Below are 15224 nucleotides of genomic sequence, written 5' to 3' on the forward strand. Positions count from 1 at the left end.
GGGGTCATCATCGAGTCTCACGTCTCTCTCGTCAGTCAGTCAGCAGTCGGTGTCGGGGCCGGTGCGCCCGCCTTCGCCGTCGCCGTGGGATCGAACCAGCCCAGGAAGTCCGGCCCCGAACTCACGCTCTCCAACGGCTGCACCTGCCCGGACACCAGCACCTTGCCGTCACCCAACGCCATCACCAGGTGGTCCTTCCACATGCCCACATCCCCCGCCTTGAGCTGTGTCGGAGGCACCGGATCGGTCACCGGGGTGCCCGCCGGCGGCAGTGTCACGCCCGCAGCCTGTTGCCACGCCTCGGCCACCGGAGTGCCGTTGAGCGCCGACCTCACCGCCTCCGCAGCTTGCGCGGTCCGCGCCTCCGCTACCGAGTTGTCGGGCAACTGCACATCAGTCGACTTCGCTGGTGGCTCCACCGTCTCGGCCTGCGGGCCAGCCTGCTCGGCAGCGGCCGCCTGAGTCTGCGCCGACTCCTCTTCGCCCTCCTCGGAGCCACTCTCGCCCTCGGAGGTTGGCTCAGTCTTACCTTCGTCTTCCTGGAAGTCGGGTGCGGCCTCATCGGTATGGGCGCCGGCCTCGTCGTCTTTGAAGTCCGGTGCAGCCTCATCGGCAGGCTTCTGATCGTTGAACCCCGCCAGCGTCGAGGCCAGCGGGTCCATGAATCCGGTGGGCAGGCCCCCGCCGCCGAAGCCCGGCAATCCGCCCCCGCCACCGCCGAACCCGGGGAGACCACCCATCGGCATGCCACCGCCCATCGGCATCCCACCGCCCAGGGGCATGCCCATACCCAGCCCTGGTTGACCCATGCCAGCCGGGTTGGTCTGCGCCTCCTTGGCCGAATCCGCCTCGGCAGGAGCATCCGTGGCGCTTCCGCTGTCGGCGGGCCCGCCAGCACCGTCGGGTGCTGTTCCCACCCCGCTGTATCTCGTGGCGTTGTCCTGCGACACCGTCGCCTTGTCCTCGGAGTCGGCCGCCGCCTTCTCGATGATCGTCCGGGCCTCCTCGAGGCGGGTCTTGACGAAATCCATCAACGTCTTCTGACCCTCGGCGGTGTACAGCGACCCGTCAGCCTTCATCTGCTCGATTTTGGCCGTCACATCGGCGCGGATGTCCTCCAACTCCTGGCGGCCAACCTCGCCCGCAGCGGCCACCTCCTCAGCGCTGATCCCCGCACTGTCGAGTTCCACAAGCTGCTCCAGCATCTCGCCCACACGCCGCGCCTCCTCTTTGGCGGCCTCCGCGGCTGGCCCCTCAGCACCCTCCGGGGGCATCGGAGGCGCCGGCGGAGGGGGCGGCGCTCCCGGGCCTGACGGAGGTTCGCCAGGACCAGGCGGCGGTGTTACGGGCCCTGGCGCAGGGGCACCCGGACCTGGAGGCGGTGGCGAAGGCTGGCCCGGTCCACCGGGCGCCGGGGGGGCGGGCGATTCGGGCGCACCCGCGCCCCCGTCAAGCTCAACGTCTGGGACAGGCGACGTCGGCAGCAGCGGCGCCAGCCGGCCGATCCCGAGGATGGCGTTGGTGATGACCGTCTCGACGGCTTTGCTGACAATGTCCCACGACATGCAACTCTCCCTATGACTAGAAGTTCAATGCACGCTCGTCGGCTGCCACCGCGTCAAGCGTCGGATACGTCCCATCAATGCCCAGATTGGCCAGATACCGGTCGTGAGCGACGGCGGCGACCTTGCGGACACGGTTGTTCAGCGTCACCGAATCCCAGTTCCGAGCTTCGGGCTTCAACACCACACCACAGACGAAACCGAGGGCATTGACCTGCACGAACACTGTGCGCTTCACAGAGATCGCCGTCGCCACAACCTGCTCGGCAAGATCACTGGCCGCCTCAGCAGCCCCCTGCTCCGTCACGGTTCCCCTTCCGGCCACACACCCAACGTCACCTGACCCGCATGTTGATGGACATATTACACATACTCATGCAACGAGTGAACATGTCAGGCACAATTGCTGGAGAAGGTTGTTTCGCCGCCGGTCAGCTCGGCGTCCCCTGGTTCTGCGGCCGCGGCGCCAACACCGCATCGACAACATGGCCGAACCCGGCGATCTTGGCGCAGTAGACCAGATCAGGCAGCGACGGCGGCTGATCACGCCAACACCGCAGCAGTTCGACCATCAGGCCCGCCCGGTAGAAGTGCACGTACACCTGCTGCGAAGCCCGCGACACCTCAGAATCATCAGCGTCGAGCACCGCCCCTGCCATGCTCGGATGCAGAACCGCAGAATTATGCCGCTCAATCACGTTGCGGTAGTGGGCATCCCAGTCCACTGCGGTACGGCTGCGTAACGGCTCCAACACATGATCCACGTCGTACTGCTCGATCAGCCGCGCCTCCTGACCGTCCACCCCGGCCAACGGACTCGGCGTCTGCGCAGCAGCAGCCAACACCGCCTCGGTGATCGCTCCAGCGGCCTGCAGTCCCAAACCCTGCTGAAGGATGCTCTGCACCTTCGCCCACGCCGGCCGATCCACCGTCATCAACCGGTGGACATATCCACCGCCACCACTCGGAGCCTCGCCAGGGGTGTGCAGGATCTCGACAGCGCGGACCGACTCGAAATCAGGCCACCCCACCGGCCGCGAAACCCCCAACTCGGTCGTCACCAACGCAGACCGACGCGCCCCTGGCACATGCCGCGACAATTCCTCGGCATGAGCCGCCAGCAAGATTGTCGGCTGCTCAACCCCCATGAACCGGGTGGCCCAATTCAAAGGAAGCAGCTCATCAAACACCGCAAGGTGCGCCGAGTTCGGAATAAAGACCCCAGGCGGCAGGTAGGCGCCCCCACCCACGCTCGACGCAATCGACACCGACGGACCCGACGGCAAATGCACCACCGACACCGCCCACTGCACGAACCCGCCGTTGAGTAAGTCCTCCCGAACTTCAGTACCGCGCACCAGCCCATCCAGAACCCGCCGCGCCAACAGCAGATCAGCACTCGGCTCCGAATCCGTCAGTGCCGCACCAGCACCGGCACCTCCGCTGCCAGCGACCAGCGGAGCCCCCGCACCACCGCCGCCCTGCTGCGGCGTCGGGCCGACCGGAGGCGCAGGCTGAGCCGACGCCGGCACCGTCCCCGCACCAGGCGGTGGCACGGGACCACCCCCGCCACCGGGCGGCACATACGGTGCCAAACCGCCACCGCCTCCACCACCCGGAGGAACCATCGGCGCCATACCTCCACCGCCGCCAACAGCAGGTGAAGCACCCGGTGCAGCCGCCGTCGGGCCCTGAGCGGGAACCACCGGCCCCTGCGAACCCGGCGACGCCACCGGAGTCACCGAAGGATGCTGCGCCGCAAACTTTTCCAGCGGCGGCGCCGGCGCCGGAGACACCGCACCCGAAGCGCCCATACCCGACGCCAAACCGGACTGGAAACTGCTCGCAGCACTCGACAACGGATTACTCGTCAACGGGCTGCTGCTCAACGCCTCCGACATCGACGAGGCCGGAGCCGTCGCCGCATCCTTCAACGGACTCCCGCTCAACGCATTCAAACCCGACGGCATCTGCGGCGGCCGTATCCCACCCATACCACTGCCTACTCCGCTACCCACATTGCCCACCTGAGGGGTACTCATTGTCGGCATAGTCGGCTGCGTGACAGGACTGGTCACGGGCGAGACACCCGGCTGTTCGATGTCTCCACCTACACGTTGCTCATCAAGGAACTCGTTCCCCGTGCCTGGCCCCATCTCACTGGGACCGCCGACGACATCCTCAGCAACTTTCTGTTCGTCCCCCTGAAGCTCATCCCCGGCACCCTCAACATCGCCTGCAGGATCAGCTTTATCAGGCTCGACTTCATCGGCCCTGTCTCGTTGCTCGTCTTTGCCTGTTTCATTACTGGCTGGCTCTGCCTCCGTGCCGTTACGTGGGCTGTCCTGGCCCGGCATAGGCAGCGGTGGCGGCGCGGCGGCGATGTCTCCGAGGGCTGTGCTGTACGCGGTGGCGGCCTCTGCTTTGAACGTGCCAGCGGAGAAGGGTGTCTTGGTCTTTTGTGCTGTCTCCCAAGCCGTTTGGGCGGCGTCCCCGATCCGTGTGAGGTCCATTTTCAGGCCAATGACCGTGCTCTTGTAGGACTCCGCGGTGACGGCTTTCGACCCGACATGATCGGCTACGTCGTAGGCATGGTTGCGCATCATGGTGAGCCGCTCGACCCGCGCGATGCCTGCCTGTCCTTGAAGGAGGTCCGGGCTCGTTGTCATCTTGCGTTTAAGGGTGTCGCCGTAGGTGGAAAACCTGGTTTCAGCGGCCCGTTGTTCGTCGGCAACACTCTGGATGTCGCTTTCGCTGATGCTCGGCCAGAACTCACCGATGGCCATCTGGGCACCGATGCCCGGTGGCCGTTGAATGTCTCCCGAACCCCCTAACGATCCAGCAGCAGGCATGGCTGCGCTCTCCCCTCATTCACACGTTGGAATACGAACTCAGCCTTGGTCGAGACCGCAGATCTGCCACACCCGGTCACTCGCAGCGTTCTCGGCCTCTGCAGTGTGGGGCGGTGGCTCGGCCAGGCCACGCGTACGAACCGGCGCGTACGCCGCTATCCGTGCGTAGTAGATCGACACCATGTCGGCTACTGCTTCTCGAATCTCGGGACTAGCCCCGGGGAACTCCTGCAGGGAGGATTCCAACGCAGCGACTCCGGGAAGGAGGTCACTCGCCTTCTTGTCTTTCGCCGGCATGGCACTGTTAATGGTGGCGTAGCGGGTGCACAGTCCCACATCCTGTGCGTGGGTGTCGCCGGTGGCTGGTGCGCCTGCAACATTCGTTGGTTCAACGGTTTGAGTGGCACCGTCGCTCGATGAGGCTGAACTGGTGACGACGGTTCCGACTGCAGCGCCCAGCCCGGCAGAGATCAGGGCAGTGGCAGCGATCGCAGCGATGAGGCCAACTCGACGCGGGCGCTTGGTGGCCGCGGTGGGTGACCCAAAATGTCCGGGCGCGGGGGCGGGCTGGTAGACGGTCCCCTCGGGTGGCGGTGGGGATGGCTGGTAGCCCCACCCCTCGGGGGCGGGCTGATACCCCGACCCTTCGGGTACTGGTTGGTAGCCAGCCCCGTGTGCGCGTCCTGTGCCAGGCCCGGTTGTGATGGGGTGGCTCATCTCGTCTCCCTGCGTATCGGGTGGATGGTTAGAGCCTACCGCTCAGCACCAACACCTTTGCCGGTAAAAACTCGTCAGATCGTGTAGACCCCTGGTCCAGCCACGGCAGCGCTGATGGTGGCAGCGGTCTGACCGTCCTCGGCTTCCAATGTGGCAGCGCAGGTGCTGTCGGTCGCGGCCGTTTGGCTTGCCAGAGCAGCGGCCTGAGCTTCGCATGCGGCCAGTTCAGCGACCCACGGGCTCATGGCGGCGGTGATCGCTGCGCTCACCGCATCTGGTCCTGCCCCAGCCGCCGTGGCCGCGGCGGCCCCAATCGCCCCGCCCGCTCCGGCGGCGGCAACGCTGCCCGCATCGGCCGCGGTGTCGGCTCCATCGGCAATGAGCTCCATCGGTTCGACCTCGATGTTGTCTGCTGACTGTCCCTGTGGCGATGGTGTGACTGCGGGCATTTCTACTGCCTCCGTTGATTGTTCGGGCTGTGCAATGCTTGGGCGAGTTGGTTGGCCACAGGATGCTGGAGCAGCTCGGGTGAGGCGATCTTGGCGCACTCGTCAAACAGCTTCTGTGAGATGGCGTCGAGCCCATCGGCGGCCTGGCGGGCGTTCTGCGCCAGCGCATCGCTGATGCGGTCGTTGAGTTCGCCGATGGTCAACTCCTGCTGGAGTCCCTCCCGGACATCGAGGTCAAGCAGCCGTCCCCGAGAGTCGTGCACGACGATGATGTCGTCGTCGTCGCTGGTGCTCGACAGGAACGCATCGGTCTCCTCATCCCAGGCGTAGATCGCGTCCAGCATCCTGTTCAGCGGTGCCAGCGCCGCCTCGGCGGCAGGGTTAATCGGTGGTGTCGCCATCGGTCTCCTCCTGAGTCCTGGACGACGTACGCCGGCCAGGACGCTTCCTCACTTGTTCCAACTCCCCGAACACCGGCTCCGTGTTCGCGTGGTCGCGATGCACGACCCGCTTGTCGGGGAAAAGGTCTTTATCCCGCTCGGGTTCGTTGTTGCCACCCATACCGCCCATCATCGGCGGATACATGCCCCCCATCATCGGACCGCCGACTCGGCCAGGGGCCGGCGCGGGCGCCGCAGGCGGTGCGCTGGCCGGTGGGCTGATCGCAGCACCGGGGGCCGCCGCGGACACCGAACTCGATGGGCCGCCAGCAGGTAATCCGCCACCACCACCGCCGCCGCTGCTTGCCGGGGTGGTACCCAGATCACTCGGGCCGAGGTCGTCAAAGCCCATGTCCTCCGGAGGCGGCACGCCCTCACCGCCGGTGCTGGGCATGCCACCCAGGCCGGGCAGACTCGGGATCCCCGACAGCGCCGACAGCGGAGAAGCGCCCCCGCCGGGCATCATCCCCGAAGCGCCGCCCGCAGATTGGCTCACCGCGCCCAGAATCGAGCCCAGGACAGTGCCCGCGGTGTTGGCGGTCGCATCGGTGGCCGGAGTCAGCGGAGGTTGCGCCGCGGTTGGCTCACTGGGCAGGTCCCCCTGCTCCACGGCCGCGATGTCGCCGGTCGGCTGTGCGGTTGGGTCGCTGTTGGTCGCCGGATCACCCTCGGTGCCAGGATCGCCAGACCCGGGTCCGTCCTTGATCTCCTCGGTGGTGGGTTCGGGCTTGTCCTTCTTTTCGTCAGCCTCGGTGGTGGACTCTTTGTGCTCAGCATTCTCGGTGCCAGGGGTGTTGCCCACGATCGGCGGGGGTGCCGGCGGTGGCGGCGGCACGGTCACGGTGTCGGTGTTGGCGGCCAGCGCATAGCTGGTCTGTGCAGCTACGGCCTCAGCCTGCGCGGTAGAAAGGTTAGTCTTGGCCACCATCAGCGGCTCACTGATCACACCTGCGCTGGAGTTGAACTTCTGCAGCGCGGTGCGGTACTCCTGGCGCAATGCTTTGAACGTCTCCGGCGTCGGCGTCGCGGTGCGGGTGTTGTCGACGGTGTTGGCCGCCGACTCCGCTGAGGACGCCAGGGTCCTGGCGTAGTTCGCGGAATCGGCCAACCACGAGGCGTGTTCGGAGATGTTGCGGCCTGCGGGTTGGTTTCCCTCGTTCCAGTTCGCGTCGACCCCTTGGGCAGCGCGCTTGGTGTCACCGGCCTGCTTGTCCAATTCCGTTGCCAGCGTTCGGAACTGGGTGGCCAACGTGCGCAGCGGCTCTGAACCCGGCCCGCCGTGGATGAGCGAGGACCAGGTTTCAGCGGGCACGGGTGTGGGCGCGGCAGGAACTGCCGGGGCGGCCGGTAACGACGGCACCTGGCCGGGCCCGGTGGGTAGGACGGGTGCGGCCGAGGAAGGCGGGGCCTGGCCATAGGAGGAGATCACCGTGGCGGCATCGGCGTCACTTTGGTCCAGTGCCACCCCGGTGGTGGCCACGGCCATTCCTCCGGCGGCCCGCTGGGCGATCGAGTGCCCGAGGAGCAGTTCCAGACCTGTGGCCCATGCGGTGAACGACGCGGCCACCGCGGTCGACACCTCGTCGGAGGCTGCCGGCTGGCACAGCGAGCAGGAGGGTGAATGCCCGGCCGCGTCGTCCTCCAACTCGCGGCCGTGGGCGACCAGGGCGGGCGGTTCGAACGAAATGTCAACCACGCCATCCCCCTTCCCGGCTCAACTCCGACCCCACCCGACGATCCTCGCTGAGGTCAGTTCGACACCGCGGCGTCGATGGCGCGGGCGGTGTCGTCGTCAGCGGCCTCGAAGCCAGTCCGATGATTGCGCAGTTTCTGCGCGTGCGACCGAGCCCAGGCGATGACGCGCTCGTAGCTCAGACCGCGTTCGGTCGTCTCCAGCGCTTTGGCCTGAATGAACGCTGAGTAGATCGGCCCCAACTGGTTACTCAGCTGCTCCATGTCGGGCTGTGTCGACGCGAGGTATTGCCCCAGCTCGTCGGCGTACTGGTCCCAACGGTCGGCCAGGGCTGCCGCGGCCTCCGGGTCCAAACTGATCTGATCAGCGCTCATAACGATTCAGCCTCTCTCGTGCCCGCCCAATGTGCCTAACATGTTCACGAACTGCTCCATTGTGTACTGTACGTCTCATCGCGCGCAAGGGAGTGTGCAAGACACGCGGGAATCACTTACAGGGTAGAGCGGTTCCGAGATGAAAGAGTCACCTGTTATGGAGATGCACCGTCGCCATCGCAGCACCTACAAGGGTGATAGGGCCCAGATCATGGCCCTCCCAGACCCGACCGTATGCGCCCTGGTCCGCGAACGCGCAGCACTGCTGAACGTTCCGGTCGTGCAGTACGCCGGAGACGTGCTGTCTGAGCACGTCGGCCTGGATCATCTTGTCCGTGAACTGCACTGCCTGGATCTGGGCATCCCGCCCCCCGCGGTGCCGGATATGGGACGCGCCTCCTACGTCGAAGCGCTGGAGGCACCCAGTTTCGTCAAGGCACTCGCCCCGCGTGAGGTCTACAACGTGGTCAGGACCCGCGCCGCGATGCTCGGCATCTCCATGGGCCGCTACCTCGGCGATGTGCTGTGCGAGCACGTCGGCATGCCCGAGCTGATGACCGACCTATACCGGTTCGACCTCAAGGAGTTGAACCTGACAGACCTGACCACCGATGCGCCCGGGCGCGGTGAGGAGCTGCCGTTGGCGATCTGAACACCCCAGCCCCCTCTTTGTCTTTGTATGACCGTTGTCTTTGCTTGACCGCTCTTGGGGGCAGATGTGACAAATACATAGCTGGTGTGCGGATTCCGGCCCGGGCATGAACAAAGGCCCCACTAGGGGGCCTCGTTCCGGTTTCGATTCGAAGTTGGCCCTTCGAATCTGGGTCCGCACCCGTATCCCCGAAGGGACCTGTCTTGGATGACTCGTCTCACGGTAGCGCACACCCGCGATTCTTTCCAGAACCGGCGCGGAGTCTGTGCAGAAACCGTGACCTTTCGCGCACCCCAAAACCTTGGGTGCCATACACACCGACCCGCAGGTGGGCGGTGTAGCGGTGGCACACCATGTGCCTCCTTTGTCCGCGCCCGATGAGGTGTGGGCTGCGTTGGCGCCGCTGCTGAGCGCCCCAGGGCGCACCACTATGCGTCTGTACAACCCGACGACGGGCAAGTTCAGCACCAGCCGCCAACTCACCCGCAAACTGCCGGGCCGACCCGCAGCGGTCTACCTCTACACCGAACACGCCGCGACCACACGCATCCTGGCGTTGGACTTCGACTCCACGCGCGGCGGACCGACCGCGGTGCAGCGTGACGTCGAGATCGCCCGCCGCTGGCTCACCGCCGCCGGCGGCCGCCTGATCATCGACCGCTCCACCAACGGCGGCATGCACATCATCTGCCCGCTGGCGCCGGCCACCAGCGCCACCCACGCCGAGATCACCCAACTGACGGCGGTCCTGGCCGCACATCTGCCGACCCTGGACACCTCACCCAACGGCAACGTCGCGACGGGATGCCTGAGCCTGCCCGGCACCCTCGACAAGCAAGGCGGACACCGCCAGTTACTCGGCAGCCTCAGCGACGCCCGCGCCGCCATCGCCGACGGCTCCACCCCAGACTTCCTGCCCACCCTCTACGCCCACCTCGGCATCCTCAAACGGCCCTCCACCGCAGCCCCGACGCCCGCGAACGCCACCGCCGCCGAGAACTGCCCAGCCCTGGCGCAGTTCACCACCGGCAACGGCGACGACCTACGCCTGGCGCCCCAGCACACCAACCCCACCCCCATCCCGGCCGCAGTGCTGCACTACGCCACCCACGGTGACGCCAACGGGGCGGCAGGCCGCGCCTGGCCCAGCCACTCCGAAGCCCGGATGTCGGTGATCTACCACGCCGTCATGCGCGGCTACACCCTCAACGACCTGCGCGAACTCATCGCCCCCGCCGGCCCCTGGCACCAAGGCTTGGGGACCGCCTTCAACCGCTACGGGAACCGCGCAGACATCGCCCTGAACAGGGACTTCAGCAAAGCGATGAACCACTACTACGAAATGGTGTTAATTCACCGGCACCGTCAGCACAAGCTACAGAAAGATTCACCGGGGGGGTCAACACCCAAGGCACCCACCTCAGCAACGCGCGGACCCAGCGGGCCCGTGGAACTGCGCCGCTGGCTGGCCTGCGCCTTCCGCTGGGCTGACACTGAGTACCACGGCCGACGACAACGCTGGACGGTCAAGGTGGTGCTGCAAGCCCTGGCCTACCTGGCCCTGAAATCAGGAGAACAGGTCAACGGCGCCTGGGTTGTCGCGGTGGGAGGACGCAGCCTGTCGCTGGCCGCCGGCCTGATGACCGCCGACGCGGTGTGGAAAGTGCTGCGCGACATGCGTGAACGCGTCGGCGCACCGTTGATCTTGACCCGCCGCGCCGTTGGTCGCGACGCCGACGCCTACGCCCTGACCAGCCAAGGAGCCGTCACAGTCGACATCGGCGCGGCCGAGCGCATCCGCATCGAACCCGTGCATGATGCCTGGCACGTTTTGGGTTGGCGGCTGCAGCGCATCCACGATCTGGTGGTCCAGCACGGTCTGACCGAGCGAGCCGACATCTACGCCGCGGCCGCGGTCAGCCGCAGCACCGGCGACGCCATGATCAGCGACCTACAGATCGCCGGCCTGATCGCCGTCACCGGCCGCGGCTGCGTCGGGCCCGGCCCGAACACCCTCGACACCATCGCCGCCCAGCACAGACTCCACGAGACCCGTCAGGAACGCATCGAGCGCTATCGCAGGGAACGCAGCGCCTGGCAGCAGTGGCTAGACCGGGGTCGTGACGTGCAAGATGATCTGCTGCTCGCTCAGACCGCCGACGAGGCCTACCTGCGTGGCCCCACCCGTGATCGGGCACTGGCTTTGCAGGCCGCCTACCTGCGGTCGGTGCTGGCCACCGGCCCTCCCCCGGTGCCCGGGTACGACGCATTGCCCGACACCGAGGACGAGGAATCGAACCTCATCGAGCGTCGGGCACTGACCCTGCTGTGGGAAGTGCTCGGCGCCGTGGTGGTGGCGGCCGAGCCCGCACTGAGGTGAACGCGGTTCGTTCAGCGCTTCGACGACGCCAGATACTCCGCCGCCAACGCGGCCGCCACGATCTCCGAACGCGACGCCTCCCGACGCCCCGGATGCCCGTCGGTGATGATCGCGTTGACCCAATCGACAATGCGGTTGAGCGCCTGGTCCTCGCCGCCGTTCGGGCGGATGTAGAGCGGCACCTGCGGATCGGTCCTATTCCTGCTCGGAGCAGCCGGACGCCGATAAAACGACGAGAAGTCGGTGTGCTCCTCTGGCCGCCGCGCCAACACCAGCTCGGGCAACCGCGCCAAGTGAGTGCTGACCGCCGCCATGATCAGCGACGTCTGCGGAGGCTGGCCCGGCTGCTCGGCTGCAGCCTTGAACGCGTCGAACACCGAACTGGCCACACTGAGGCGAGTCGCGCGCACCACATGCATCACCGGATCGGACCAGTCGATGATCAGATCGGGCAGCGGTCGCCGCACGACGGTCTGCGCCGGCGACGCTGCAGCGGGCGCAGAGGCCGCCGGCGCAGCAGGAGGGACCGAGGCTGGCGGTGTTGGAGCCGCCGCAGGGCTCGCGCTCTCCTGCCCCGCCCGCTGCTGGCCTGCAGGTTCAACGGTCGGAGCGGGACTGCTGGGCGCAGCAGGGGCGGTGGTCTCCGCGTTCGCCGGGTTCTGTGGGTCAGTGGTATGCGGCGCCGCGGGATGCTTGGGCGGCGGGACCTGCCCGGCCCTGCGCTGCCGCCCCGCCCGAAGCTTGCTCAATCCACCGCTGACAGCAGTATCACTCACGACAACGCCTCCTCCTGGTGTTGGGCGATCGCGTTCCGCACCGCATGGGTCAAAACGGCGCGAGCCACGTCTTTGACCTCCGCGACGAACCTCGCGTTGGAGGCGGGAATCTGGCCGGACTTGCCCGGTGCGCACACCGCGCCTGACAACTTGCGGCGCTTGAGGAATGCATGGCTGTGCACTGGCGGGCCGACCTCGATTCCGTAGGTGGTGCTGATCTTCTCCAGGCGGCTCACCTCGGATTCGGGAGCCGCCTCGACCCGGTTGGGCACGAACAGCAGCGGATACCCGCCCTGCAGTTCGTTGGCCATCTGCTCGGTCGCTGCCAAAGCGCGTGTTTCGAGGTTCACCGGCACAACCACCACGTGAGCAGCGCTGGCAGCACCCACCGTCGAGGGCACGCCTCCGGGATGGGTGTCGATGACCAGCGGGCGTTTCAGCTCGGCCGACCACTTCTCCAGCGCGGCCGCCATGTCCTGGCTGGCGGGCTGGTTGACCGAGAAATCAGGGTGCGACGGGATCAGGTCAGCACGCACACCCTTACCGGACAAAGGGCGAGGACACCTGCCCCGCTCCAGGGCGTCCAGCAGCGGCGCATTCGTGCGGGTCTCGTGGCGATACCCCCACGCCCGCGTGGCGCCGCCGGCATCCCAGTCCAGGTCCACCAGCACCCCGTCAAGTAGCCACGCCAGCTCCTTGGCCAGCTCGGTCTTCCCGACGCCGCCCTTCCACGCGGCGATGGTGATGATGAGTCGGTCGAACAGGTCGAGCACGTAATCCGGGCTGGCGCCCACGTCCTCGCAGAACGTGTCCAGGGCAGGCCCCGTCAGGCCGATGCGTCCCAGCGCTGTCCCCCGCGCCCCTGCTGTCACCTGCATAAAAGTTCCCCTTCCATCCGCCTGTGGCGCCACTCGCCGGCTGTGCCGTACCCGCGTCGCCGCGCAGTGCCGCCATGCAACATCTGCTTACCGCCGTGGTCCAGCGTGTCGCCACGTCCTGTCACCTACCGCGCGGCAACACTTCCCGTCACTCGATAACACAACCCAATGCCGCAAACGCTAACACAGACAACACCGCCTTACCGCCCCGGCGTAGCGACACGCCGCATACCTGTGCCACACCGATACGGCGCCAAACATCGGTGGACCGCTGCGCCGGACAGTAATGGCGTACACCAACGGCGTGCATATCCGCCGCGCTGAGTCGGTGTACGGCGGTGCTGCGCCTGCACGGCGCACCATACAGGCCGCGCTCCTCACAGACCGCTTAGCCACACCACCTAGGCGCACACACCAACCACACCAGCCAGCCATGCCGTGTTGCGCGGCATGTTGTGACCCCTGTTGTATGCCATGTTGCATACCGCTGGGGTGACTGATGTTGCGGGTGTAACCGCCGAACCGGCGGGTTTATAACGCAAAACAGGGGGCTCCTCAGGCTCCTCGCACTTCCAGAACCGGGCGCGGGCAACTTCCCGTAGGGCGGTTCCGCGTTCGGGGCGCCACGGGCGTTTAGGCTCGTTTTCCCAGGTTGGGAGCTGGTCGGAAACGAGGCCCATGTGGCGGGACGGAGGCCATGTTGCAGCTCGTGTTGCATCGCATGTGAGAGGGGCTGTTGCGGCGCACGGTGGTCTGGGGGCGACCCGCGCGTGATTCGGCGTAGACCAACTCGTTTGCAGAAGGCGATTGACGATTGCGCGATGTTGACCTATCTGTATGCGTGTCAGGCATGTAAGATCGGGGACCAATCAGGGCTTTTGCGGTCCTGTTGAGCAGCGGACCCAAGGAGGCGATCATCGCGGCCGTTGAGCCCGACGCAGAATCCGACGGGCAACCCGATGTCCAACGGCTGTCGCAGCAGATGCAGATACGTCTGCGGGAGCTGGGGTTCAGCCTGCTTGGCGCCTCCAAGCTTGGAATCCTATCGCGCTCAACCCTGACCAGCCTGCGCGACGCGGATCGTGTCCCGAATTTGCAGACACTCACCAAACTCGATGACCTGCTGGTTTGGGAACCCGGGTCAGCTAAAGCCGTCCTGCACGGCGGCGACCCGGTGCCGCGCGAACAGGGCGTGTACAGCCAACTGCCCAAGTCGAGCCTGCCCGAGGAGGAGGCGCAGTCCGGCGTCACCCTCGACAACCTGTTCAACCCGAACGAAGACCCCGCCCAGTGGGACTACAACGCGCTGGTCACCGCGATCGAGCGGCGGCTGCGCGAGCTGAACATGACGAAGTCGAAGTTCGCCGCGATCGGCGGCCCCGGCCGCTCGACTCTAGCGACACTGGGCCGGCGCGGGTACGTCCCAACCGCCGAGACACTGGACCGCATCGACCGGTTCCTGATGTGGGAACGTGGATCGGCGCTGACCGTGCTGCGCGGGGGAGCCCCGGTACGTATCGGCGCCGCGGTCGCCCATCCCGCGCTGGTGCCGCTCAACGCGGTCCGCGACACCTTGAAGGCAGTCAAGATCAGACTCAACCGCCAAGCCCAGAGCGTGGCGCAACTTCAGTCCGACGTCGATGAGACTTTGGCCCGTGTCAACGTCGCCATAGCAGAAGTGGGGGACCCGGCACGGCGAGCCGTGCTGGATCCAGATTCGGGCAGCTCCGATGAGAGCGATGCCGCAGGTAAGGGAGAAATCCATGACTAGCGGTATGGCCGTAGGGAGGCTGCTATGGGCGACCAGCAGCAACCGGATCTGTTCAGCATCAATACATCGGAGAATGAAGCCCGTGAGCAGCCAATGGATGCGCGAGGCGGTCGAGGCCGCCTACCGTCAGCTCGGCCTGCCGACGGGCTGGACCAGCGAGCAGACCGAGACGTTCCTCAACCTGGTGACCGAGCGGCTGGACAACAAGGCCGCCCAGTTGTCGATCGACCTGGGGGAGGACGCCATCAGTCGGTGGCGGATGGCCCATCCGGGCCAAGACCCCGATCATCAGACCACGGTCGCCCTGCACGAGACAGCGCTGGAGAACGCCCGGGAGGCGGTCGTGCGGCAAGAGCTGTACGCGCTGATTCCGACGCCGGCCGAGGATCAGCCGGAGCCGATCAGCAGGCCCCGGCCCGAGGTGAGCTGGGAGGACCGGTGGCGCGACGTCCGCTATCGGACGCAGCCCAGCGAAGCGGTGGAGGATCTGGTTCGGACGGTGTGGCCACAACGCTCGGCGATGTTCAGGGTCAAGGCCGCCTACCTGCTCGCGAGCCGCGCGGAGGAAGGCCGCCCCGTGCCCACCAGCCCGCGCCACCACCTGGCGCCCCGACTCACCCCGCTGGTGGAGGAGGAGCTGCGGGCCGACGGGTACCCGGTCGAGTAACCCGCAAGACGAA

At 66.7% G+C, this 15224-nt stretch carries 15 protein-coding genes; 5 read left to right on the forward strand and 10 right to left on the reverse strand.

Translation table 11 applies throughout. The annotated features are described in order from the left end of the window. Window positions 1-35 precede the first annotated feature (35 nt). From HPC46_RS23245 to HPC46_RS23255, 3 genes are all read right to left on the reverse strand, one after another. Window positions 36-1214, reverse strand: coding sequence for a hypothetical protein (locus tag HPC46_RS23245; RefSeq protein WP_233716589.1), 1179 nt, complete (start codon window positions 1212-1214; stop codon window positions 36-38). Between the two features lie 367 nt (window positions 1215-1581). Next, the gene (locus HPC46_RS23250) at window positions 1582-1869 is read right to left on the reverse strand and encodes a hypothetical protein (protein ID WP_179474322.1); all 288 of its coding nucleotides are present in this window, start codon (window positions 1867-1869) and stop codon (window positions 1582-1584) included. Window positions 1870-1993: 124 nt separating this feature from the next. Further along, entirely contained in the window at window positions 1994-3604 is a 1611-nt protein-coding gene (locus HPC46_RS23255) for a hypothetical protein (RefSeq protein ID WP_179474324.1), read from the reverse strand. A gap of 75 nt (window positions 3605-3679) precedes the next feature. On the opposite strand from HPC46_RS23255, the gene HPC46_RS23260 reads away from it, so the two are divergent. Beyond that, on the forward strand, window positions 3680-4396 hold the full coding sequence (locus tag HPC46_RS23260; RefSeq protein ID WP_179474326.1) for a hypothetical protein: 717 nt from the start codon (window positions 3680-3682) through the stop codon (window positions 4394-4396). A gap of 57 nt (window positions 4397-4453) precedes the next feature. Here HPC46_RS23260 and HPC46_RS35105 read toward each other — a convergent pair whose 3' ends face one another. The 5 genes from HPC46_RS35105 to HPC46_RS23285 form a co-directional block, all read right to left on the reverse strand. After that, window positions 4454-4711, reverse strand: a complete 258-nt coding sequence (locus HPC46_RS35105) for a hypothetical protein (RefSeq protein WP_233716590.1) — start codon at window positions 4709-4711, stop codon at window positions 4454-4456. 494 nt (window positions 4712-5205) lie between these two features. Next, window positions 5206-5580 (reverse strand): hypothetical protein, encoded by a 375-nt coding sequence (locus HPC46_RS23270; RefSeq protein ID WP_179474330.1) that lies wholly within the window; start codon window positions 5578-5580, stop codon window positions 5206-5208. Window positions 5581-5582: 2 nt separating this feature from the next. Next, on the reverse strand, window positions 5583-5981 hold the full coding sequence (locus HPC46_RS23275; RefSeq protein ID WP_179474332.1) for a hypothetical protein: 399 nt from the start codon (window positions 5979-5981) through the stop codon (window positions 5583-5585). Further along, window positions 5962-7716 carry a PPE domain-containing protein gene (locus tag HPC46_RS23280; protein ID WP_179474334.1) on the reverse strand — a complete coding sequence of 585 codons (1755 nt, stop codon included), beginning with the start codon at window positions 7714-7716 and terminating at the stop codon, window positions 5962-5964. The genes HPC46_RS23275 and HPC46_RS23280 overlap by 20 nt, the downstream gene beginning before the upstream one ends. Before the next feature lie 53 nt (window positions 7717-7769). Next, window positions 7770-8087 (reverse strand): type VII secretion target, encoded by a 318-nt coding sequence (locus HPC46_RS23285; RefSeq protein WP_179474336.1) that lies wholly within the window; start codon window positions 8085-8087, stop codon window positions 7770-7772. Between the two features lie 211 nt (window positions 8088-8298). On the opposite strand from HPC46_RS23285, the gene HPC46_RS23290 reads away from it, so the two are divergent. Together HPC46_RS23290 and HPC46_RS23295 are read left to right on the forward strand one after the other, a co-directional pair. Continuing rightward, window positions 8299-8739 (forward strand): hypothetical protein, encoded by a 441-nt coding sequence (locus tag HPC46_RS23290; RefSeq protein WP_233716591.1) that lies wholly within the window; start codon window positions 8299-8301, stop codon window positions 8737-8739. Between the two features lie 355 nt (window positions 8740-9094). Next, entirely contained in the window at window positions 9095-11119 is a 2025-nt protein-coding gene (locus HPC46_RS23295) for a hypothetical protein (protein WP_308161693.1), read from the forward strand. A gap of 11 nt (window positions 11120-11130) precedes the next feature. Here HPC46_RS23295 and HPC46_RS23300 read toward each other — a convergent pair whose 3' ends face one another. Both HPC46_RS23300 and HPC46_RS23305 read right to left on the reverse strand, forming a co-directional pair. Next, on the reverse strand, window positions 11131-11895 hold the full coding sequence (locus HPC46_RS23300; protein ID WP_179474340.1) for a hypothetical protein: 765 nt from the start codon (window positions 11893-11895) through the stop codon (window positions 11131-11133). After that, entirely contained in the window at window positions 11892-12773 is an 882-nt protein-coding gene (locus HPC46_RS23305) for a P-loop NTPase family protein (protein ID WP_179474342.1), read from the reverse strand. Before HPC46_RS23305 ends, HPC46_RS23300 begins: the two co-directional genes overlap by 4 nt. Window positions 12774-13662: 889 nt before the next feature. Between HPC46_RS23305 and HPC46_RS23310 the strand changes: the two genes are divergently transcribed. After that, entirely contained in the window at window positions 13663-14544 is an 882-nt protein-coding gene (locus HPC46_RS23310) for a hypothetical protein (protein WP_179474344.1), read from the forward strand. A 73-nt stretch (window positions 14545-14617) separates the two neighbouring features. Further along, a complete protein-coding gene (locus HPC46_RS23315) occupies window positions 14618-15211 on the forward strand; it encodes a hypothetical protein (RefSeq protein WP_233716592.1) in 594 nt (197 codons plus the stop codon). Window positions 15212-15224: the final 13 nt, after the last annotated feature.

The organism is Mycolicibacterium vinylchloridicum (assembly GCF_013404075.1).
Classification (GTDB): Bacteria; Actinomycetota; Actinomycetes; order Mycobacteriales; family Mycobacteriaceae; genus Mycobacterium; species Mycobacterium vinylchloridicum.